General features: G+C 74.2%; 16 protein-coding genes. 5 read left to right on the top strand and 11 right to left on the bottom strand.

Features of this window, described 5'->3' with window-relative positions; all coding sequences use genetic code 11:
* The first annotated feature begins 3 nt into the window (after window positions 1-3).
* Window positions 4-1254: an MAB_1171c family putative transporter gene (locus IF129_RS09505; protein WP_191209076.1), complete on the top strand. Its 1251-nt coding sequence runs from the start codon at window positions 4-6 to the stop codon at window positions 1252-1254.
* 11 nt (window positions 1255-1265) lie between these two features.
* Here IF129_RS09505 and IF129_RS09510 read toward each other — a convergent pair whose 3' ends face one another.
* From IF129_RS09510 to IF129_RS09525, 4 genes are all read right to left on the bottom strand, one after another.
* Window positions 1266-2189, bottom strand: coding sequence for an endonuclease/exonuclease/phosphatase family protein (locus tag IF129_RS09510; RefSeq protein WP_191209077.1), 924 nt, complete (start codon window positions 2187-2189; stop codon window positions 1266-1268).
* A gap of 194 nt (window positions 2190-2383) precedes the next feature.
* A complete protein-coding gene (locus IF129_RS09515; RefSeq protein ID WP_191209078.1) occupies window positions 2384-3424 on the bottom strand; it encodes a vWA domain-containing protein in 1041 nt (346 codons plus the stop codon).
* 96 nt (window positions 3425-3520) lie between these two features.
* Window positions 3521-4696 (bottom strand): hypothetical protein, encoded by a 1176-nt coding sequence (locus IF129_RS09520; protein WP_191209079.1) that lies wholly within the window; start codon window positions 4694-4696, stop codon window positions 3521-3523.
* Window positions 4697-4867: 171 nt separating this feature from the next.
* Window positions 4868-5404 carry a hypothetical protein gene (locus IF129_RS09525; RefSeq protein WP_191209080.1) on the bottom strand — a complete coding sequence of 179 codons (537 nt, stop codon included), beginning with the start codon at window positions 5402-5404 and terminating at the stop codon, window positions 4868-4870.
* A gap of 589 nt (window positions 5405-5993) precedes the next feature.
* Between IF129_RS09525 and IF129_RS09530 the strand changes: the two genes are divergently transcribed.
* The 3 genes from IF129_RS09530 to IF129_RS09540 all read left to right on the top strand — a co-directional run bounded on the left by IF129_RS09530 (window position 5994) and on the right by IF129_RS09540 (window position 10909).
* On the top strand, window positions 5994-8327 hold the full coding sequence (locus tag IF129_RS09530; protein WP_191209081.1) for a glycosyl hydrolase family 18 protein: 2334 nt from the start codon (window positions 5994-5996) through the stop codon (window positions 8325-8327).
* 178 nt (window positions 8328-8505) lie between these two features.
* Complete coding sequence (locus IF129_RS09535) at window positions 8506-9570, top strand: chitinase (protein WP_191209162.1); 1065 nt, start codon at window positions 8506-8508, stop codon at window positions 9568-9570.
* Between the two features lie 343 nt (window positions 9571-9913).
* The gene (locus IF129_RS09540) at window positions 9914-10909 is read left to right on the top strand and encodes a helix-turn-helix domain-containing protein (RefSeq protein WP_191209082.1); all 996 of its coding nucleotides are present in this window, start codon (window positions 9914-9916) and stop codon (window positions 10907-10909) included.
* Between the two features lie 323 nt (window positions 10910-11232).
* On the opposite strand, the gene IF129_RS09545 is transcribed toward IF129_RS09540, so the two are convergent.
* Window positions 11233-12528 carry an amidohydrolase gene (locus IF129_RS09545; protein ID WP_191209083.1) on the bottom strand — a complete coding sequence of 432 codons (1296 nt, stop codon included), beginning with the start codon at window positions 12526-12528 and terminating at the stop codon, window positions 11233-11235.
* A 200-nt stretch (window positions 12529-12728) separates the two neighbouring features.
* On the opposite strand from IF129_RS09545, the gene IF129_RS09550 reads away from it, so the two are divergent.
* Window positions 12729-12902, top strand: a complete 174-nt coding sequence (locus tag IF129_RS09550; protein WP_191209084.1) for a thiazolylpeptide-type bacteriocin — start codon at window positions 12729-12731, stop codon at window positions 12900-12902.
* An 86-nt stretch (window positions 12903-12988) separates the two neighbouring features.
* Here IF129_RS09550 and IF129_RS09555 read toward each other — a convergent pair whose 3' ends face one another.
* The 6 genes from IF129_RS09555 to IF129_RS09580 form a co-directional block, all read right to left on the bottom strand.
* Window positions 12989-15013, bottom strand: a complete 2025-nt coding sequence (locus IF129_RS09555) for a TOMM precursor leader peptide-binding protein (protein WP_191209085.1) — start codon at window positions 15011-15013, stop codon at window positions 12989-12991.
* Window positions 15010-15765, bottom strand: coding sequence for an ABC transporter permease (locus IF129_RS09560; RefSeq protein ID WP_191209086.1), 756 nt, complete (start codon window positions 15763-15765; stop codon window positions 15010-15012). The genes IF129_RS09555 and IF129_RS09560 overlap by 4 nt, the downstream gene beginning before the upstream one ends.
* 43 nt (window positions 15766-15808) lie before the next feature.
* The gene (locus IF129_RS09565) at window positions 15809-16687 is read right to left on the bottom strand and encodes an ABC transporter ATP-binding protein (protein ID WP_224754718.1); all 879 of its coding nucleotides are present in this window, start codon (window positions 16685-16687) and stop codon (window positions 15809-15811) included.
* Window positions 16688-16785: 98 nt separating this feature from the next.
* Complete coding sequence (locus IF129_RS09570) at window positions 16786-17976, bottom strand: peptidase M50 (protein ID WP_191209088.1); 1191 nt, start codon at window positions 17974-17976, stop codon at window positions 16786-16788.
* Window positions 17973-19052 (bottom strand): lantibiotic dehydratase C-terminal domain-containing protein, encoded by a 1080-nt coding sequence (locus tag IF129_RS09575; protein WP_191209089.1) that lies wholly within the window; start codon window positions 19050-19052, stop codon window positions 17973-17975. The genes IF129_RS09570 and IF129_RS09575 overlap by 4 nt, the downstream gene beginning before the upstream one ends.
* Window positions 19049-21835, bottom strand: a complete 2787-nt coding sequence (locus tag IF129_RS09580) for a lantibiotic dehydratase (RefSeq protein WP_191209090.1) — start codon at window positions 21833-21835, stop codon at window positions 19049-19051. Before IF129_RS09580 ends, IF129_RS09575 begins: the two co-directional genes overlap by 4 nt.

Raw genomic sequence — 21835 nt, forward strand, 5'->3', positions numbered from 1 at the left:
CGGGTGACCAGTGCCCTGTCCTACCTGCCCACCGTCCTCGCCCTCGCGGTGGGCGCGTACGAGTTCCGGCAGTACCGGACGTCCACCTCGCCCGCCGCCGCACGGGCCCTGTGCCTCTTCGCCCTCGCCATGGGCGCGGCCACGGCCCTGCTCGCACCCCCCACGCGGGTGGCGCTCGCCCAGCTCCCGGTCCACTCTCCGTGGCCCGGCGTGCTCGGCTACCTCGTGGGCCGCGAACTGGAGATGCTGGCGCTCTTCTTCCTGGTCCGCGCCGTCCTCGCGCTGGAGCTCCCCGGCCCGAGCCCCTCCTGGACCCGGCACCGCACCCACCGCCGGCACCTGTGCCTGACGGCGGCCGCACTGGCCCTGTGCACGGTCACCTTCCTCCTCGGCCGGGCGCGGTCCACGGGGGAGCACGTGAGCGCCCAGGGCTCCGGACGGATCGCGGTGGCCGTCTTCGACACCGTCTTCACGCTGTACAGCCTGTGGTGCCTGTGCGTCTTCGTGCTCGTCGTCCACCGCCACGCCCGCGGGCTGGGACGGGGAGCGCTGCGTACCGGGCTGCGCCTGATCGTCGCCGGTGGCCTGGTCGGGCTGCTGTGGGCCGGGTGGGGCTTCACCTCCGTCGCGGGCATGCTCGCCCGTGGGCAGCAGAGCGCCGGACAGGACCCGGTGGCCGTCTGGCTCAGCAGCGCCTGCCTGCTGCTCGGCGGTCTCGGCGCCACGGCCGCCAGCTGGCGGCCGTTGACCGCACGCCCGGTCCGGTGGCTGCGCGCGTACCAGGACCACCTGATGCTGCGTCCGCTGTGGGCGGCGCTGCGGGCCGTGCTCCCGGAGGACGCCGTCCTCGCGGGGCCCAGGCGGGGTGTGATGTTCGCCCGCTACCGACGGGTCATCGAGATCCGGGACGGCTACCTGGCGCTGCGCCCCTACCTCCATCCCCGGACGGCCCGCTGGACCGCCGAGGCGCTCGACCGCCACCCCGTGCCCACCGCACGCCGGGCGGCCGCCGTCGAGGCCGCCGCCATCGCGGTCGCCCTCGAATGCGCCGCGGCCCGACTGCGCGGGCGGGCCGCCGACGCGCGCACCGAGGAGGTCATCGGCGCTCCACCCGCCCAGCGCACGGACGTCGTCCGCGACTCCCTCGACGCGGAGGCCGCGTGGCTCGCCCGGGTCGCCAGGGAACTGACCTGCTCCCCGGCCGTGGCCTACGCCCGCGCCTGTGCGGGCCGGTACGTCACCGAGGGCGGATGACCGACGGCACGTCAGTCGCGGGTGATCCTCGCGGCCACCGGCAGGTGGTCGCTCCCGGTCGCGGGCAGGGTGCGCAGGTGGGCGACCGTCGCCGAGCGGGCCATGACCTGGTCGATCCGGGCCACCGGGAACACCGCCGGGAAGCTGTACGCGAAGCCGCGCTCGGCCACGTTCAGCCGCGAGGTCAGCGGCGTCAACGCGCGGTCGTCGACCGTCCCGTTGAGGTCCCCCAGCAGGACCACCCGCCCGACCGGCTCGGCCCCCACCGCCCTGCCCAGCAACTCCGCGCCGGCGTCGCGCCGCGAGGAGCGGAAGCCGCTCGCGCCGAGCTGGACCGACGGCAGGTGCGCCACGTACACCGCGACCTCCCCACCGGGCACTTCGGCCACCGCGCGCAGCCCGCGACTCCACGGCCCGGTGATCCCGGTCGGCTTGATGTCCACCGTCCGGACCCCGGCCAACGGGTGCCTCGACCACAGCCCCACCGTGCCCCGCACCGCGTGGTACGGGAAGGCGGAGGCCAGCTCCTTCTCGTAGGCGGGCAGCGCCCGCGGCAGCAGTTCCTGGAGTGCGATGAGGTCGGGCTCCGCCGCGGCCAGGGCACGGGCCGTGCCCACGGGGTCGGGGTTCTCGTCACTGACGTTGTGCTGCACCACGAGCAGGTCGCCCGCCCGCCGCTCTCCCTCCGGGAGGAGGAGCCCGCCGAACGACCAGGTCCAGGCCGCCGCCGGTAGCAGCAGCGCCAGCAGGGCGACGGCCGAACGCCGCAGCAAGGCCACACCGAAGAGCACCGCGACCATCGCGCCGAGCCACGGCAGGAGCGACTCCACCAGGCTCCCGAGTCGGCCGGGGGAGTTGGGCACCAGCCCGTGGAAGACCAGGAGCGCCGCCGTGGACAGGGCGCACGCGGCGGTCGCCCGGCCCCTCGTCCACACCGAGGGGACCGCATCCCGGCGATCCCTGGGGCGGCGCGCACCTGCGACCGACGCCCGCACGCTCGACGCGACACCGCCGTACACCCGTCCCACCTGGAATCCCGTCCGCTCGACCTCGTCCTGTCCAGGACGACGCGGGTGGCCGGGTGGTTCCCGGGGCGGCGACGGCCGGCCGGGGCTCGCGCCCCCAGGCGTCAGCCCATCAGCAGCAGACGGGTGTTCGGAACGAGCTTCCGGTTCACGCTCGTGCTCTGCACGAAGATCGTGAAGTCCTCGTTGTGGTCCGGCGTGACCCGGACCTCCACGTCCGGCAGGCCGAGCAGGGCACGCGCCTCGGGGCCGGTGTAGACCCGGTCCGTCCCCTTCTCCAGCACGGCGATCCGCTTGCGTGCCTGGATCTTCTCCGACTTGCTGAGCTGGTAGAACGCGCCGCCGGTCCGGTAGGTGTGCCCGCTCTCGACCACCCACTCGCGGATCGCCGCGGGACGGGCCACGGGTATCAGGGCGTACTCCGAGGGATTCACCGGCGTGAGGCCGGCCGCCTCGATGGTGTCCCGGTTCACCGCTTCCGCCCCCACGGAGAACACCGCGCGCGAACCCCGGATCCCCTGCGCGCGCCCCTCCATGAACTTGTCCGTGGCCTGCCGGATGACCTGCCCGGCCTCCTCCAGGCCCCGCGTGCTCGTCGCGTCCCAGATGGCGATGTTGTCGTCGGGGAAACCGCACTGCATGGCCTCGCGCCTGCCCCGCTGGTCCGGCACGAGGACGGCCAGCGTCCAGTTGTCCTCCTGTGTCGCGATCATCCGGGACACGGCCTCGACCATCTCCCGCGGGTTCCGGGCGGGCGCGTCGGCGCAGCGGTGACTCGCGTTCTCCTGCCCGTCGGTCAGCACGAACGTCAGGAAGCTGTGGTCGCCGTACAGTTGCGCCGTCTGCGCCAGCTCCCGCTGCGACTTCAGCGCGGCCGCCAACAGGGCCGTCATGCCGCCGGCCCGGTAGAGCCGCTCCAACGACGGCATCCGCAGGACGTCCTTGTCGTAGATGACGCAGTGCACGTCGTCGGCGAAGACGTAGACCGTGACCCGCGTCTCCTGGTCCAACTCCTCGGACCTGCGGGCGAGGTAGGCGATCTGCTGATCGGCCACCTCGACGACTTTGCGACTGAGGCGGGACATGGAAGAACTGGCGTCCAGCACCAGAGCGACGTGGTTGATGTAGTTCTGCTTCCCGGACACGACGGCCTCCCCGACTTCGCGATCGATGGTCCGACCGTCTCACCCACCACTGACAGTCGGTCCTCAGGAGTGCGCGACGCGACCGCCCCGCGGAGTTCACCCGGTGACGGCGTCGGCCAGGCGGCGGCGGATGTCGGGCGCCGCTCCGCGCGGTCCCGGCACCCGGCGCCGGATCTCGGCGAGCGCCTGGCCCAGTTCGACAAAGGCCGTATCTCTGGCGCCCCTGGTGTCCTTGGTGTCCCTGGCGTCCCCGCTGCTTCCGCCGTCCTCACCGCACCGGTGCCAGCAGTGGTGGGCCCGGTCCACCGCGTCCCGCACGGCGGGGTCCGCCGGCGCGGCTCCGGCCTGCAACCGCCGCTCCGCCGAGGTCAGCCACCCCCGGGCGGCATCCGCCCACCGCCCGGCCAGCCGCGCCAGGTCCGCCCTGACCTCCAGCCAGTGCAGGGCCTCCGCGCTGCGCGCACCGCCCGTCCGCAGGGCCGCCCGCTCCTGCGCGGACGCCATGGCCACCGCCGCGCTGTACCGGCCCGCCGCCAGCTCGGAGTACAGGGCACGACGCGCCTGCGCGTCCGGGACGGTCGGGGACGAGGTCCTCGCGGGCGTCGGCCGCGCGGCGTGCTCCCGGGGAGGCGCTGCCCAGCCGCCGCGCCCGGTCTCCGCGGCGACGGCCGCTGACCGCAGAACCCGCACCCCGGGGCGGTCCGCCAGTGCGGCCCGGGTCAGGGCCGCCTCGTGCGCCTCGACGGTCACGGGGCCGCCGTCACGGCGCAGGATCGCGGCCAGCGCCGCGCTGTACCCACCCACCGAGGCCGTCCGGCGCGGCCCGCACACCACCCCCAGCACCGCCGCGCCGGGCACGTCGAGCCGTCCGCCCTCCCGCTCCGGTGCCGCCTCGACACCGTCCTCGACGGCGGCCAGGTCCACGACGACGGTGGTGGAGCCGCAGGGGCGCGACGCGGACGCGGAGGCCAGCCACGCCCACGGCAGCCCCCGGTCCGCGGCCGGTCCCGCCGCGCCGCCGAGCGCGACGTAGGGCTTACCCCCGGGCCCGTCCAGGCGCAGCATGCCCGCCACACCCACCAGCAGGAGCCCGGGGCAGGCGGCCGCCGTCCGCAGCGCCGCCGCCACCGTCGAGGGACACGGCGGTGCGTCGAGGAGGACGACGCGTCCTGAGGACGCGCCCAGCAGCGCGGCCGGCGGCACGCCCGCCAGGGCCGTCGCCCCGCCGTGGGATCCCGCGCCCGCCACCAGCAGTCCGTAGCCCGCCGCCATCGCCCACCTCACACCCGCCGAACCCGCGCCGTCACGTTCGCCGTGGTCAACGGCGGACCGGACGGCGAGGGCACGCGGCACGCCGGCGGATGCCGCCGATGGACCAGTGGCGTGTGCGTGGGGAGCCGGACGGAGGTGGGGGCCCGGGGTCCGGCGAGGACGTGTGACCGCTCAGGCGTCGCCCGTGCTCGTCAGCGCTTCGCTGATCATGCGGGTGGCGAAGTCGGTGTCCTCGGTGATGCGGTTGATGTGCTCGGCGAGCAGGAAGGCGGTCGCCTCCAGCGGCGTCAGCTCCGCCTCGGTCCAGTCCCCGTACTGCTTCCGCCAGAGGTTGGGACTCAGGCCCGTGCCCGCCGCGATGACGAGACCGGCCATGGTGGGCACGGCCTCCGGGCGGACGCTTCTGGGCATCATCCGCAGCGTGGCCACCAGGTTGGGGACCACGTACTCGATGACGTCCTTGCCGTGGTCCTCGTGCGCCTTGCGCAGCCACGTCATGAACATGTAAATGAGCGTGCACGCGCCGTCGAGCAGGTCGTCGGCGCCCCCGGGGCCCAGGGAGGCCGTGAACTGGTCGACCAGTGCCTTCATTTCGGGGTCGGCCTCGGTCCTGCCCGCGTGCACGCTGCGCAGTCGCGAGTCGATCATCAGCAGGGCCGCTCCCACGTCGCCGGCGGGGGCGTGTTCGGGGCCGTAGGGTGACGACATGGGGGTCCTCCTCGGATGGTCGTGCTCGGTCACCTTGCGGGTGTGGACGGCGGACGGCCGACGGGACGGGGCGTCAGATCCGTCCGGCCGGGTGCGGTGTCCGGTCGAACTCCCCTCCGGGCGGCGCGCGATGCGCTCCCGGGCCCGTGCGGCTCCACAGCACACGGGTTCGTCTCGGCGGACACCGGGAACCGCCGAATCCGCCCCCGAAAGGGTGATGTCAGGACGAAGGCCGGACGGGGCGGGCCGGGTCGGCAAGCGGTGGACGGCCGCTGCCGAGACCCGTGGCATCCCGGTCAAGGGAAGGCAAAATCTCCGGTGAGTGGTCCAGTCCTCGACGGATGCTCCGAGCGCGGCGCGCGGGGCCGCGACCGCGTATTGGTCTAGTCCAAGAGGTGAGCCTCTTGGTTGACATGTACGTGATATCCGCTTGCCTGAAGGTCTGTACCGCACAGCGCAGCACGCGTCCGAACGCCCCGGAGCCCAGGACACGTTCACCCCACCGCCGCGGCGGTCCCGCGGACCGAGACCGGCCTCCGGAGCGCACCCCCCACGGGCGGACGTCCCACTTCCCCTGCCGAGGAGTGCCGTGTCCCGACGCCACACCCCCCACGTTCCCGGACCCCCCAGACCCCCCGCGCCGGCGCGCCGCCGCCGCGCCGCCGTGCTCGCCGTCCTGCTGCTGGCCCTGGCCGGGCTCACCGGCCTGCCCGGACTGACGGGCACGGCGCACGCCGAGCAAGGGCTCACCGCGGCCTTCGTCAGCAGCGGCGGCGGCTCGTCCTGGACGGGCACGTTCATCGTGACCAACGGCTCGCAGGCGGCCGTGCGGGACTGGTCACTGGAGTTCGACCTGCCCGACGGGGTGACCCTGACCGGTCACACGCACGGAACCGCCGAGATCGACGGTCGCCACGTGACCGTCACACCCGCCTACTACATCGCCCATCTTCCCGCCGGCCGCGACACCGAGCCCTACAGCTACCGGTTTCAGGCGAACGGCCCGATCACCGAGCCCACCGGATGCCTGCTGAACGGGGAGAAGTGCGACGGCACCCCGGCCGTGCCCCCCGAGGCGCCCGCGGACGTGCGGGCGACGGACGCCACCGCCCGCACGGTCAGCCTGGCGTGGACGGCGGCACCGCGCGGCGACTTCCCCGTCGCCTCCTACGAGGTGCTGCGCGGTGAGGACGTCGTGGCCGCCAGTGCCACGACCGAGGCGACCGTGCGGGACCTGCAACCCGCCACCGCGTACACGTTCACCGTGCGCGCCAAGGACAACCGGGGCAACACGGGGCCGCCCAGCGCCCCCGTGACCGCGACGACCGTCGACCCGGCCACCGACCCGGTACCGCCGACGGCACCGAGCCGGCTCCGGGCGGGCGACGTCACCTCCAGCACCGTGGAACTGCGCTGGGACGCGGCCACCGACGACCAGCGCGTCGCGGCCTACGACGTCCACCGGGACGGTGCCCTGACCGAGAGCCTGCCGGGTGACACCCTGACCACCACCCTCACCGGGCTCTCGCCCGCCACCGCGTACACGTTCACCGTCACGGCGCGCGACGCCGCCGACAACGCCTCGCCGGCCAGCAACACGGTGAGCGTCACCACGGACGAGGCCGTCGGCGAGGGCGGCTACGCGAAGGTCGGCTACTTCGTGCAGTGGGGCATCTACGGCCGCCAGTACTTCGTGAAGAACCTCGACACCTCCAGGGCGGCGGCCAAACTGGACGTGATCAACTACGCCTTCGCGAACATCGACCCGCAAAACCTCACCTGCCTGAACGGCGTCACCAAGGGCACCACGCCCGACCCGCAGGACCCCGACCAGGGGGACGGCGCGGGCGACGCCGAGGCCGACTACGGCCGCGCCTTCCCGGCCCACCAGTCCGTGGACGGCGTGGCCGACGACGGCTGGGGCAAGCTGCGCGGCAACTTCAACCAGCTCAAGAAGCTCAAGGCCAAGCACCCGCACCTGAAGATCGTCATCTCGCTGGGCGGTTGGACCTACTCCAAGTACTTCTCCGACGCCGCCGCCACCGAGGCGTCCCGGAAGAAGTTCGTGAAGTCCTGCATCGACATGTACATCAAGGGCGACCTGCCCGAGTACAACGGTGCCGGAGGCGAGGGCGTGGCCGCCGGGATCTTCGACGGCATCGACCTCGACTGGGAGTGGCCCGGCTCGCCCGACGGACACCCCGGAAACCACTGGAGCCCGCAGGACAAGGACAACAACACCGCGCTGATCGCCGAGTTCCGCAAGCAGCTCGACGCCCTCGGCGGTGAGCACAGGCTGCTGACCGCCTTCACCCCGGCCGACCCCGTGAAGATCGACGCGGGCTGGGACCTGACCGAGATCTTCAAGCACCTGGACTTCGCCAACGTGCAGGGCTACGACTTCCACGGCGCGGGCAGTGACAACTCCTGGGAGCCGAACCGCACCGGCCACCAGGGCAATCTCTACCCCGACCCCGATTCCCCCTACGACCCCGACTTCAGCATCGACGGCTCCGTGCGGCACTACCTCGACGCGGGCGTCAGCCCACGCAAACTGACCATCGGCTTCCCCTTCTACGGCCGGGGCTGGCAGCAGGTGACGGCGGGCGGGGTGAACGGCGAGTACCAGACGGCCGCCGGCGCCGCGCCCGGCCAGTTCCAGGAGGAGGCCGGAACCCGCGGCTACCACGACCTCCTCACCAGGGTGCCGAACATGACGGTCCACCACGACACCGAGTCGGTGTCCACCTACGGGTACACCGGACCGAACGGGCAGTGGTGGTCCTTCGACGACCCCTGGTCCATCGGACGGAAGTCCGAGTACATCAGGTCCAAGGGCCTGCTGGGCGCCATGATCTGGGAGATGTCCGGTGACACACCGGACAGCAGCCTGATGAACGCCCTGCACAACGGGCTGCCGTAGCCCAGCCCTGTCCGGCGCGGGCCTGCGGGTCCGCGCCGGACAGGGGTGCGGACCCGCCGGACGCGGGCCCGCACCCCGCCCGCGCACCACCGTCCGGCCCCGGGCGCCACGACTCCCCGCACCCCGGCACCCGGCTCAACCCCCCACTCGTTCACGGAGGCAAGGAATGCTCACGGATCTGCGTCGTCGCACCCGACTGCTCGGCGCCACGCTGGCGGCCGCCTGCGTGGTCCCGCTGCTCACCGCCGCGTCACCGGGCGCCCCCGGTGCCGAGCCCCGGGCCGCGGAGACCTGCGCGCTGCGGTCCAAGCCCGCCGGGAAGGTGCTCCAGGGCTACTGGGAGAACTGGGACGGTGCCGCGAACGGTGTGCACCCGCCCTTCGGCTGGACGCCGATCACCGACCCCCGCATCCGACAGCACGGCTACAACGTCGTCAACGCGGCCTTCCCCGTCATCCTCTCCGACGGAACCGTGCTGTGGGAGGACGGCATGGACCGCACGGTCAAGGTGCCCACCCCGGCCGAGATGTGCGAGGCCAAGGCCGACGGCCTCACCCTCCTCATGTCCATCGGCGGCGCGACGGCCGGCATCGACCTCAGCTCGCGCGCGGTGGCCGACCGGTTCATCGAGACCATCGTGCCCATTCTGAGGACCCACAACTTCGACGGCATCGACATCGACATCGAGACGGGCCTGGTCGGCACCGGCGACATCAACCGGCTCTCGGCCTCGCAGGCCAACCTCATCCACATCATCGACGGCGTGCTCGCGCGCATGCCGGCCGGCTTCGGCCTGACGATGGCCCCCGAGACGGCCTACGTCACCGGAGGCAGCGTCGTGTACGGCTCGATCTGGGGCGCGTACCTGCCCATCATCAAGAAGTACGCGGACAACGGCCGACTGTGGTGGCTGAACATGCAGTACTACAACGGCAGCATGTACGGCTGCTCCGGTGACTCCTACGCGGCCGGGACCGTCCGGGGCTTCACGGCCCAGACCGACTGCCTCAACGACGGGCTGACGATCCAGGGCACCACGATCACCGTCCCCTACGCCAAGCAGGTGCCCGGCCTGCCCGCGCAGCCCGGCGCCGGCGGCGGCCACATGGCACCGAGCCTGGTCGCCCAGGCCTGGAACCACTACCGCGGCGCCCTCAAGGGCCTGATGACCTGGTCCCTGAACTGGGACGGCTCCCGGAACTGGACCTTCGGCGACAACGTCCGCCGCCTCCAGGGCCGCTGAGCGACCGGCCCGGGCCGGTCGTCGGCCCCGACGACCGGCCCGCGCGACGCCGTCGGGTGCGCGAGCGTTCGCGGGCTCGCGGCGAGCACGACGCCCGCGACGGGCCGTGGCCGCACGTTTCCCTTCCCGCCCTCCACGCGGCCCCGTTCAGCGCGTACCCTGCTGCCACGGGCGCCTAGACGTCCCGTGGGGTGCCCCTGGCGGCGCAGTGCGCTGCGTCTCCCGCCGCCGTGCGACCGCACGCACGGGCACCCCGGGTGCGCCGTCCGGGCGGACGACGCGCCGTTCGCAACACCCCCGGCCCACAAGGCCGAACCGCTCTACGCGTCGAGGAGTCGCCAGCTTGACCGCCAACGCGCTCGCCGTGTTCGGAGTCACCTCCGAAGAAGAGGCGTTGTACCGGTTCCTCCTCCGCAACCCCGGCATCCGTGCGGACGAGGTCGACCAGCGGGTCGGGTCCCCCCGGGAGGCCGTCGAGCGCGGGCTGGAGCGGCTCCGGCACCTGGGACTGCTGCGCCATGACGTCTCCGACCGGGGCCTCACCCCCACCAGCCCCGACATCGCGATGGCCCGGCTGATGGACCGTCGGCTGCAGGAGCTGCACGAGGAGATCATGCGGGTGACGACCTCCCGGTACGTCGTCGACCTGCTGCGCGCGGAGGTCGTCGATGACGAGGAGACGTCGCCGCAGGGCGTGGAGCAGCTCGTGGACCTCGGGCAGATCCGCAACCAGATCGACGAACTGGCCTTCTTCGCGCGGGAGGAGATCCTCTCCGTCGAGCCCTACACCCGGCTGACCCCGGAGAACATCACCCAGTCCCGGCCCCTGGACCTGCGCTGCCTGCGACGCGGGGTCTCCATCCGCAACGTCGTGCGCAGCGACGCCCTGGAGCACGGGCCCACCGCCGCCTACCTGCGGGAGCTGGTGGCGCACGGCGCCCGGGTCCGGGTGGCCGACGACGTCACCGAGCGCATCCTCGTCTACGACCGGCGCACGGCGCTCGTGCCCATCGACCCGGCGGACACCTCGCGGGGCGCGCTGGTGACGCGTGAGGGCGGGCTCGTGTGCAACATCATCGCCCTGTTCGAGAAGATCTGGGAGCAGGCCGACGACCTCCGGGCCAGCGGGGAGGGCGTCCGGACGCCGCCGGAGCTCACCGAGACCGAGCGGCGGGTGCTGCTGTCGATGGTCTCGGTGGGCAAGGACGAGGCGGGGGCCCGGGAGCTGGGGGTGTCGGTGCGCACCTACCGGCGGCACGTCGCCGACCTCATGCGGACCCTGGGCGCCGCCAGCCGGGTTCAGGCCGCGCTGATCGCCCGGGAACGGGGCTGGATCTGACCGACCCGCGGTGTTCCTCCGCCCACCCGCGGTGTTCCTCCACCCACCCGCCCTGTTCCTCCGCCCACCCGCGCAACGCGCGGTCGGCCAGGACGTCGGCGACGGCCCGCCGCACGGCCGCCCTGCCACCGGTGCCCGGCAGGGCGACACGGAGCCGGACGTGGTCGGTCTCCACCTGCGGGACGCACCGCCAGCGCGGCGGCAGCAGACCGAGCAACCGGACCACCGTCGTCTGACCCACCGGGGCGGCGACCGAGCGGCGGACGACCACGATGTCGACGTGGCCGCCCGGCTCCGCGGCCGATCCGCGCTCCGGGCACGCCTCAGGCACGTCCCTCATCGCCGTCCTCCGCTCGCGGCCGGCCGCCGGCCAACTCGTGCCGGGCGGCACTCACCAACGCCCGCACCCCGGCGGGCAGTGCCGTGCGGACGTCCGGGGCGAAGTGCGGTGAGTGGTTGCCCGGCGGCCCGCCCGGGCGGTCGCCGGCCGCACGCCACTCCCGGACACCGGTCGCGCCCAGCATCCAGTAGCCCGTGCGCACGTGCCGGACGCCGTGCAGCGCGGCTCCGGCGGGCCCGTACCAGGCGAAGTCCTCGGTGGCCGTCGCCGGATGCCACGTCAGCACCCGGGCGGCCCCGAGGACGTCGGTGTGCACGCCCCGCAGCGCGTCGGTGGTACCCGGGTCGGGGACGAGCGCCGGAGAGCGCGAGTCGACGGACAGGGTGGGCTCGGCGGGGCATCCGGAGGCCGTGCTCTCGGCGCGCACGATGCGCCGGACGGCCTCCGTCACGCGGTCCAGCGCGGCCTCGGTGAAGCCGCGCACCCCGATCGCGAGCCGCGCCGCGTCGGGGACGACGTTGGCCCGCTCCCCGGCGTGCAGTGCGCCGACGGTGAGGACGACCTGCTCGGCGGGGGCGGTCTCCCGGGCCACGACGCCCTGGAGCCGCATCACGACGGCGGCCGCGGTGAGCACCGGGTCGACCGTCAGGTGCGGGGCTCCGGCGTGTCCGCCCCGGCCGTGCACGACGACGTCGAGTGTCACCCCGCCGGCGAGGACGGGGGCGCCCGCCGCGACGTGGGCGACGGTCCCCGCCGGGAGCGGAGCGGTGTGCTGGGCCAGCGCGACGTGCGGGGTGCCGAACCGCTCGTACAGCCCGTCGGCGAGCATCGCGCGGGCACCGCTCAGCGTCTCCTCGGACGGTTGCCCGACGACCAGGAGCGTGCCGCTCCAGCCCGACCGGTCACGGGCCAGGACGGTGACGGCCCCGGCGAGCGCCGCGAGGTGCAGGTCGTGGCCGCAGGCGTGCATGACCCCCGGCACGGTGCTGGCGTAGGGCAGGCCGGTCTCCTCCGGCACCGGCAGCGCGTCGAGTTCGGCCCGCAGCAGCACCGTGGGTCCGGGTCCGTTGGCCAGGACGCCGACCACGCCGTGCCCCCCGACCCCCCGGGTGACGGTGCAGCCCTCCCGGGCCAGCCGACGGGCGAACGCCTCGGCCGTGCGCCGTTCGTCTCCGGACAGCTCGGGGTGGGCGTGCAGGTCGAGGTAGAAGGCCACGGTGTCGCGCAGGACGTCCTGGGGCACGGTGGCGGCCGACGGCGGGCTCGGCGCTGAGGTCATCGTGCGGTTCCTTCCACGCAGGGGGTACGAGGGTGCGGCCCCCGCCGCGCCGGGGCCGCACGTCCCGCTGACAGCGGGTGTCAGCGGAGTGTCAGCGGCAGCGGGGCCGATGTGCGAGCGCCGCACCGTCCAATGGGAGGGCGGTGCGGGGACGTCCATCCGGGACAGCCGGTGACCCGCGCGGCAGTTGGGAGACCACCATGGACAAGACGCAGCTCACCACCCTGGCCGACGAGATCCTGGAGCTGGAGTCCGAGACCTTCGAGATCTCCGACTACTCCGACGCCGCCGAGGTCGTCCTGGCCGGTTCCACCTCCTGCTCCTCGACCTCCACCTGCTCCTCCACGACGAGCACGACCTCCTGCTCGGCCTGAGGTCCCCCGCCTCCGGGCGGCGTGACGGCCCTTCCCCCTCCGCTCGCGGAGGAGGAAGGGCCGTCCTGCGTGGTCCGGGCGGCGGTTCAGGGGAAGGGATGCGGGGCGGACGCCAGCTCCCGCGGGGTCAGGTCCCGCTCGGCACGGCCCGCCCGCCGCAGACCGGAGAGCATCCGGGGCATGCGCGGGGCACGCTGCCTGCTCCAGCCGAAGTCCAGCGGCAGCAGGCCGGGCACGTGGGTGCTGACGGTGCGCAGGCCCATGCGCGACTGCTCGGGCGTGGTCTGGTCCACCGCGATGACGTCGTGTCCGGCGGCCACCAGGTCGTCCCGCACGAGCGTGAGCTCCTCCAGCAGGTCGGCTCCGCCCGGCCGCCGGGCACCCTCCCAGCCGGGGAAGGACTCGGCCAGCGGCAGGATGCCCTCCGGTTCCAGGAAGGACGTGGCGTGCTCGGCCATCCGCGGCAGACCGTACAGCTGGGCGTGGTCCTTCAGTTGCCGGACCTGGGTGAAGTCCTGCGCCATGGCCTCCAGTTCGTGCCGCCGCTCGGCCACCTGGCCGGGCAGGTGCGGGATGTAGGTGAGCACCTCGCACAGCGCGGCGCCGACGGTGCGCTCGGGGTCGAATCCGGCGGCGGCGGCGAAGGAGAGGGTGCCGGGGCCGCCGTCGCTGCGCACCGCGAGGGCCGTCACCACCGGCACGCCGTTCCCCATCCGGGTGTCGTAGGCGCGGACGTCGTAGCCGTGCAGCGCGGCCCGGTCCCGCAGTGAGCGGATGCCGGTGCCCCGGCAGGAGTCCAGGTCGATCCCGGTGAGCGCGGGCCGCGCGTACCACGCCAGGAGGAACGCGTCGCGTTCGATCAGTTCGAGGAGGCCGAAGAGGACGGCCTCCTCCAGACCGCCGCCGGTGGCACAGCCGTTGGAACACTCGAAGACGAAGTTGTCGGCCGCCACGCCCGCGCTGTAGTGCACCAGCCGGGCGGGCACGAGCACCGGTTCGTCGTCGCGCAGCGAGTGGCCCCACACCCAGGGGATCGGGCGGTCGGGGTCGAAGGGGCTGACCAGGGGATCGGTCGCGTACGTCTCGGGGGCGTAGGTGCCGCACTCCCGGGGGTCCAGCACCCGCAGCCCGGCCTCCCGCAGGTCGTGGAACGAGCGCTCGACCGGGGACGTCCCCCGGCGCCGGTGGGTGCCCGCGTACCGTTCGAGCCCCTCCAGGTAGGCCAGCGTGCGGCTGGCGGCGTAGGCGTCGGCCTGGCCGCTCCAGGTCACGTCGTTCAGCCCCGCGTAGCCGCGCACGAAGTGCGAGCCGGCCACCGGTGCCGTCGTCGTGGAGGCCGGGTTGAGCCAGGTGCCGGAGCCGAGCGCTCCGCACACGGGGTTGGCGAGGGCCAGCGTCGGCAGCGGGTAGGCGTCGGCCGGTCGCCCGCGAGACCCGGAGGGGTCCGTCTTGACGGCGGTCCGCAACCGCATGCGGGCGTCCTCCGGAGTGTCGGGGCGGGGCCGGACGCAGTGCGGGCACAGGGGTTCGGGCAGCAGCGGGAAGCGGGCCGTGGCCAGGGTGGCCAGGTCCACCCGGACGACCTGGCGCAGCCGGGTGTCCGGCGCGTCCGGCCGTGCCGCGGGGTCGGCCGGACGCGCCGGGGCCGGGCCGCCGGCCGCCACGCGGTAGGCGGCCCACACGGCGTCCACCATCCAGGGCGTGAGCACCGGCCAGGCCCGGGCGCCGGCGGGCGGCTCGCCGAGCTCCAGTGCCTCGCGTTCGGAGCGGCTGCGCAGCCGCTGCCAGCGCATGGCCAGGCACCGGCCGCAGGCGGGCGGGGCCTGGGGCGGCGCGGTGGTGTCCGTACCCCAGGGCCCCAGCAGGACGGCTCGGGCGGTCAGGTGCACGGTGGCGGCGGGCCGGGCCCCGGCGTGCGGGTCCGGGTGGCCGGCGCCGAGCGTGTCGGCGGCTCCGAGCGGCACGACCCGGGGCTCCGGGAGCGTCTCACCGGGGGGCAGGTCCCGGTGGCGGGCGAGGAGCCGACGCTCCAGCGCGGCCCGGGCGGCCTCCAGGGGGGCGCCCGCGGTGTCCGGAGTCGCCGGGGTCGCGGCGGGGGTGGTCGCGGTCATGTGCGGTCGCTCCAGCGGAAGGTCCGCAGCCCGAGAAGGCCGAAGACGAGGGCGAAGGCGGCCAGTCCTCCGCATGCCGCCAGGACGTCGGTGGCGCCGCCGTCGCCGGTCACGGCGGCGGAGACGCCGTCGTTGAAGTAGCGCAGCGGCAGCGCCCAGGAGAGGGTCTGCAGCCAGGAGGGCATGGCGTCCAGCGGGTAGAAGGAGCCGGAGAGGAAGGCCATGGGCACCATCACGCAGTTGGCCACGGCGGCGACGGCCTCCGGCGTCCGGGTGAAGGAGCCGATGACGACGCCGATGGCCAGGAACGCGGTGATGCCGAGGAGCAGCACCGGCAGGGCGAGCGGCCAGTCGCCCGAGAGCTCCAGCCCGAACGGCGGCAGAAGCGCGGTGAGGACGAAGACCGCGGCCTGGACGAGTCCGATGACCAGCGCCAGGCCGTAGCGGGAGCCGATGACGGCGGAGAGCCGGGTGGGCGTCATCCGGATGAGCCGCAGCAGGTCGTCGCGCCGCCACTGCATGAGGACGAACGCCACACCGAACACGGCGGCGTTGGCGACGCCCCAGGAGAGCACTCCCGGGGCGATGTAGGAGATGTAGGGGCGCCCGGTCTCGTCGACCTCCTGACCGGAGAAGATCAGCCCGAACACCACCAGGAACAGCAGCGGGAAGGCAAAGGTGAAGAAGAGGGTGGTCTTGTCCCGGGTGTAGGCCCGGTAGCCGGCCGCGCTCAGGGCCGCGTATGCGCTCATGCAGGTGCTCCGAAGACGTTGCGGGGGAGTGGCGGGACGGCGGTCAGCCGGCGGTGCCGGTGAGCTGCAGGTAGACGTCCTCCAGGCTCGGGGTGCGGGTCCGCACGCCCTCCAGCCCGGCGACCTCGGCGACCGCGGCGAGCACCGGCCCGGAGTCCTCCGTCTCCAGCACCACCACGTCGCCGTCCGTCGTCACGTTCAGGACACCGGGCAGCGAGCGGGCGGTGGGCAGCGGCAGCCGTTCGGCGGGCACCAGGAGCCGTGTCGTGGTGGCACCGGCGGTGATCAGCCGGTGCGGGGTGTCCAGGGCGGTGATGCGGCCGCGGACCATGATCGCCACCCGGTCGCAGAGTTCCTCGGCCTCGTCGAGGTGGTGGGTGGTGTAGACGATCGTGCGGCCGGCGCCCTTGAGGCCGCGCAGCACCTCCCACAGGTCCCGCCGCGCCTGCGGGTCGAGGGAGGCGGTCGGCTCGTCCAGGAAGATGAGCTCGGGATCGTGGACGAGGGCGGCGGCGATGGCCAGGCGCTGCCGCTGTCCACCGGAGAGGTCGTCCACCCGGACGTCGCCGTGCTCGGTGAGGCCGACGGCGGCGAGGGTGCTCTCCGCCCGGGCCCGGTCGGCGCCGTACAGGGCGGCGACGGTGCGCAGGTGCTCGCGGGCGGTCAGCCGCACGAAGAAGGCCGACGCCTGGGTCTGTACGCCCAGGCGGGGGAGTAGTTGCACGTCCCGGGGCCAGGGGCGGTGGCCGAGTACGGTGACCGTCCCCGCGTCGGCGCGCCGCAGTCCCTCCATGATCTCCACCACCGTGGTCTTGCCCGCGCCGTTGGGCCCGAGCAGTCCGAAGAACTCCCCGCGGCCGACCCGCAGGCTCACCCCGTCCACGGCGCGCACGTCCCCGTACCGCTTGTGGACGTCCTCCAGGACGACGGCCGGTTCGGGCGCGCCCTCCGCCGGGGCGTCGGTGGCCTGGCTCGGCCGGTGGTTCGTGGTCACGGTGGACTCCTTACGGGGGCGAAGCGTTACGCGGTGGTGAGGATGTGGCGGACGAGGAGGACGGCACCGGTCAGCAGGAGCAGCACGACGCCGACGGCCCCGGCCGCGTAGGCGCGGTAGGCGCGGCGGGCCCGAGCGGGATAGCGGGCGGCCTCGGGGTCCCGGCGCAGGGCGAGCCCGACGTAGCGGCGGCTGGAGGCGGCCAGTTCGGCGGTGCCGAGGAGCTGGGCGACGACCTTGTAGCCGTCCAGCGGCGGCAGCGGAACGAGCATGGCGAGCGCCTGGAGCGCGCCGAGGAAGAGGAAGCCGCCGAGCGCCTGACCGGTCGCGCCCGGCGGGCGGGCCAGGGCCCACAGCCCGAAGAACGGGAGCAGGAGGAGGAGGTTGGTGACGGCCCCGGCGAGGGCGGTGGCGATCCGGGCCGTGCGCCCGGGCAGGTAGAGGTAGTCCTCGACCGTGCAGTACATGATCACCACGGGGAACCGCCAGCGGAGGCCGATCTCGCCGACGCGTCCTCCGTAGTGCCGGGCGACGAGGCCGTGGGCCAACTCGTGCAGCGCCGTGCTCAGCCACAGCAGGGTCGCGCCGGCTGTGAGCAGCACCGGGTTGCGGAACAACTCCACCGCTCCGGTCGCGAGTTCACCGACGTGCCAGGCCAGCACGAGGGTCATCGCACCGACCAGGAACAGCAGCGGAACCGCCCACCGCCGTGCCAGCAGGAAGCCGAGCGCTTCGTGCAGCCGTCCCGCCGTCGCGTGGGCGTCCGCGACGAGCCGGACGCTGCCGGCGAGCACGCCGTTGCCCCCGCGCCCCCTCCCGCGCCCGTCGGCCGTACCGCCCCCGGACGCCTCCGCGCTCCCGCCCCCCGCCGTACCGGGGGGCTCGGCCGGGGCGGGACCGCCCGCCAGCAGGCCGCGCCCGCCCAGGAGTCCGAGGATCTGACGCCAGTGGCCCTCGCCCAGCCGCCTGCCGTACGCCCGCGCGTACGCCGCGCCGATCTCGTCCGGCGTGCGGGTGCCGTCCATGCGGGTGATGAGGAAGTGCTCCTTCACCCCGACCTGGAAGGACTGGCCCGAGGCGGTGTCCTTCACCAGGTGCACCCGGCGCGGCCCGTGCAGGACCTCACCGCTGACCAGCACCCCGGGCCGCAGCGCGGGACGGTAGCCGTCCTCGGGTCGCGGGGGCGCCGCCCGGCCCGGTGGTCCCTCGGCACTCACGGCGCGCTCCGGGCGGCCGGGGCGGCGAGCGGTTCGTGCAGGGAGCGGGCGAGGACGTGGGCGAGGTAGGCCTCGTCCCGCATGGTCACGTGCAGCCGGTTGTTCGTCATGTGCATGTAGGGCGAGAGCAGGACGCGCAGGGCCTGGCCGGGGTCGGTGATCCGCTCGTCGCGTTCGCCGTCCCAGGAACGGAAGACCAGCTCTCCCGCCTCGGCGGCGGCCACGGCGCGGGCGCGCAGCTCGCGGCAGTGGACGGCCCACCGGGCGAGGAAGGCGGGCAGCCGGGCGGCCGGGTCCTCCGCCGAGGTCGCCTCCCGGATGAGGGCGAACCGTCGCGCCAGGTCGGGGGCCATGGCCGCGTAGTTGGTGTCGTACTCGTCACTGCCGATGAAGTTGGTGCCCGGATAGAGCGTGTGCCAGAACTCGTAGTAGCTGTGCAGGAACTCGGCCAGTTCCTCCCGGTCGGGCAGGAAGCAGCCGGCCATCACCATCATGAGCTGCGCGGAGGTGCCCAGGAGCACGGTGCGCAGGTGCAGGTTCTTGGTGTCGAACGCCTCGACGACGAGGTCGCTGGAGTGCCGGAAGTGCCACTCGGCCAGGTCGATGCCGACCGGGCCGCCGTACTTGCCGTACTCCGGCGCGTACTCCATGGCGTGCCGCGAGTTGTTGGGCCGCAGGTTCATCCGGCCCTCGCCGTCCAGGTAGGGCGCGCGGTCCTGACCGGAGAACTCGACGTCGAAGAGGGTGTTGTAGAACTCGTTCAGAAAGCCGGTGTCCACCTCGTACAGCGCGGGCCGCTCGGCGAGGAACGCGTCGATCGCCTCCTCGGTGCGGCGGCGCACCCGCGCCTCGTGCTCCGGTGCGGAGGGCCGCACCCGCAGCCGTACGTGCGGCCCCTCCAGCCAGTAGTTGATGAAGAACCAGCCCGCCAGCAGGCCGTCGTCCGCCAGGGAGTCCACCAGCGGGCGCACGCACTGGAGCAGCAGGGGCCGGGGGTTGGCGGCGTAGAAGATGTGGGTGGCCTGCCAGGCTCCGGGCCCGGCCGGCGCCGCCGCGGTGGGCGCGTGGTCCGTCACGGCACGTCCTTTCTCTCGGTTCCCTCACCGCGCGGAGCCGGGGTCCCGCCGCCCCGCACGGTCTCGACGGCGAGTTCCGCCACGTGCCGGCCCTCCGGGGTGACGGTGTGCAGGGCGTCCTCGTCCGGCAGCGCCTCGCGCAGGGCGACGCGGGCCTCGGCGGAGCCCAGCAGGGCCTCGAACGCGGTGAGCGACAGCACGCTGTCGAAGTCGACGTAGCTCGGCTTGGCGCCGGTGGCGCCGCGCGCCCCGCCCCCGCTGACGGTGGCGAACACCCGGTCCGGCAGGCCGTGCCGGCGCCGGAACCGGTGCCAGCCGAGGAACCACTCGGCGTCCGACGTCCCCGGTGCGCGCAGCGGCAGCGCGGCGGCCGGAGCGCTCCAGCGGCGGCGGCTGAGGACGAGGGCACCGTGCCGGACGCGGGGCCGGTGGGTCACGCCGTCCACCGGCTCGCCCTCCGGGACCCCCGCCCAGACGTCCACCGGCGCCATGGACGTCGGTGAGAGCAGCAGCAGGGTGCGGGGGACCTCCGGCAGCGCGAGCGGCACCAGGTAGCCGAGGTAGACCGGGACGACCTCGCGTTCCAGCCGCGTCGAGCGCAGCACCAGGCGGTCGGCCTCCTCGTCGTGCACCAGGTACAGGTCCTCCAGGTGCAGGCGCCGTTCGGGGGGCAGCGTGCCGCGCTCCCCGGGGCAGACGATCTCGTGGTCGGTGAGCCGGCCGTGCAGGTTGAGATTGCTGGTCACCGGCCCGCCGGTGACCTCCGCGAAGACCGCTCCCTCGGGCTCCAGCCCGGCGTTGTGCGCGCGCAGCCGGTCGGAGAGCCCGTCGAAGCAGTGCGTGAACCGGCTGAAGGGGAAGGACAGCCCGCCGTAGGAGCGGTTGAGCACGACCAGCGGGTCCTCGGCCCGGTCGGCCACCTGCACGTGGTGACTCAGCGGTACGAAGTCGGCGCTCAGCGGCGCGAGTTCGGCGGCCACCTCCTCCAGCACGTCGGCCGGGACCCCCAGTTCCGGCTCCGCTCCCCGGTGCTCCCACAGCTCCCGCATGTGGGCGGTGAAGGTCTGCCGGGCGGAGTCCAGCGCCCGCAGCTGCGGCAGGCCCAGCCAGTTCTCCTCGGGCGTGTAGCGGCCCTGTTCGTCGTAGGCCCGGCGGCGGGAGGTGAAGGTGAGGTACTGGTCGAAGAAGTCCTCGTGGAAGTCGTGCACGAGCTTGAGCAGGTCCTCGCAGCGCCCGCCGCGGCCGTGCCGGGCGACGAAGAAGCCCTTGAAGGTCACGCGTTGGGGCAGCGTGAGGTCGAAGGCGGGCAGCACGCCTTCGACCGCCCGCAGCGGCTCGGCGGCCAGCTCCGTGAAGGCCCCCCGGTCCATGGCCACCGGGGCGTCGGCCACGACGTCCTCGTAGAGCACCGTCTGGGGCACCTTCGCGTCCCGCGCGCCGAGCGCGCTCTGGACCTCGCCCAGCTGCCGGCGCAGCTCACCCAGCAGGCGGCGGCGCTCGGCGAGCGGCGCGTGCGGATAGGCCAGGGCCGCCCCGGCGGGCGCCGCCAGCACCTCCGCCAGCTCCCCGGCCCAGGGCCGGTCCAGCGCGCGCAGGGCCTGCCGGAAGGCCAGCAGCGGGTCGGTGTCGTACACCGTGGTGTGCAGGGAGGGCACCTGCACCATGCCCAGGCGCAGCAGCGCCTCCAGGTAGCGGGCGCACTCCTCCTCGCTCTCGCCGCTCTCGGCGGCCAGCCAGCGCGCGAGCTCGCCGTGGCGCAGCACCGGACGTCGCTCGAAGAGGGCGAGCAGCCGGTCCAGGGTGCCGCTGCGGCGCAGGAAGAACAGCCGGTCCTTGACCGCGTCGAAGGTCACCGCGCTGTCCTCGTCCCCGGCGGTGGTCCAGCGCCGTACGTAGCGCACCCGGTCGTCCTCCCGCCCCCAGCCGGAGGCCGGGGAGACGGGCAGGTCGGCGCAGCGGGCGGGGTCGGCGAGCACGGCGTCGGTGAGCCGACCCAGGGCCACGACGTTGAGCCGGGGGTGACTGCGCCACGCTCCACCGACCCGCACCTCCCGCCCGGCCCCCGTCCCGGCGCCGGTGAAGTCACCGAGCGCCAGGGCGGTGAAGGTGCTGAACGGGCTCGTCTTGCAGGCGGTGCGGTACAGGTACGCCAGCAGCGAGCGCTCGATCTTGCGCTGCCGCTTGTCGGGGGGCCCGCCCCCGGCGCGCAGGTAGCCGTCGAGTTGTGCGTCCAGCGAGGGGGAGGCGAGCAGCACCCCGGCGCGGAGCCGCTCGTCCCCGGCGATGCCGCGCAGCGCGTCGCGGGACGCGGCCAGTTCCTCCGCCAGCACCGGCCCGCCCTCGTCGAGCAGCGCGGCGAGCCGCGTCCGGCCGGTGAGCCAGTCGTCCAGCGCCCGGCCGACGTCGCCGTCCAGCGACCGGACATGGGCCAGGGCGGCCTCCGGCTCGCGGGGGAGGCGGTTGTTGAAGACCGCACGGCGCACGGCGAGGAGCCGGCGCCGCGAGGTCTCGTCCTCGTTGCGGCCGATCAGGTCGTGCAGCAGGTCACCGACGGCCTCCCCGTCCGCTCGCAGCCGGTCGGACTCCGCCAGCACCGCGTCGGCCCAGCGGCGTCCGGCCGGGCAGCGCAGTCGGCGGACGGTCTCCACCGGCAGGCCGGCCACCCGGAGCAGGAACGCCGGGCCGAGCCGCCAGTCACCCGGCCCGCCCGTTCCGGCGGCCCGGTGCCCCGTGGTCGGCCCGGTCGTCGCGGCACTCACCCGTGGTACGGCTGTGGCGCTCAT

This window comes from Streptomyces chumphonensis (assembly GCF_014779715.1).
GTDB lineage: Bacteria > Actinomycetota > Actinomycetes > Streptomycetales > Streptomycetaceae > Streptomyces > Streptomyces chumphonensis.

Excerpts from the sequence above, each read along its gene's own strand:
- IF129_RS09520 (WP_191209079.1), bottom strand. The coding sequence starts at position 4,696 with ATGGCGGCGGGCTACGGACTGCTGGTGGCGGGCGCGGGATCCCACGGC.
- IF129_RS09525 (WP_191209080.1), bottom strand. The coding sequence starts at position 5,404 with ATGTCGTCACCCTACGGCCCCGAACACGCCCCCGCCGGCGACGTGGGA.
- IF129_RS09545 (WP_191209083.1), bottom strand. The coding sequence starts at position 12,528 with ATGACCTCAGCGCCGAGCCCGCCGTCGGCCGCCACCGTGCCCCAGGAC.
- IF129_RS09550 (WP_191209084.1), top strand. The coding sequence starts at position 12,729 with ATGGACAAGACGCAGCTCACCACCCTGGCCGACGAGATCCTGGAGCTG.
- IF129_RS09555 (WP_191209085.1), bottom strand. The coding sequence starts at position 15,013 with ATGACCGCGACCACCCCCGCCGCGACCCCGGCGACTCCGGACACCGCG.
- IF129_RS09560 (WP_191209086.1), bottom strand. The coding sequence starts at position 15,765 with ATGAGCGCATACGCGGCCCTGAGCGCGGCCGGCTACCGGGCCTACACC.
- IF129_RS09580 (WP_191209090.1), bottom strand. The coding sequence starts at position 21,835 with ATGAGCGCCACAGCCGTACCACGGGTGAGTGCCGCGACGACCGGGCCG.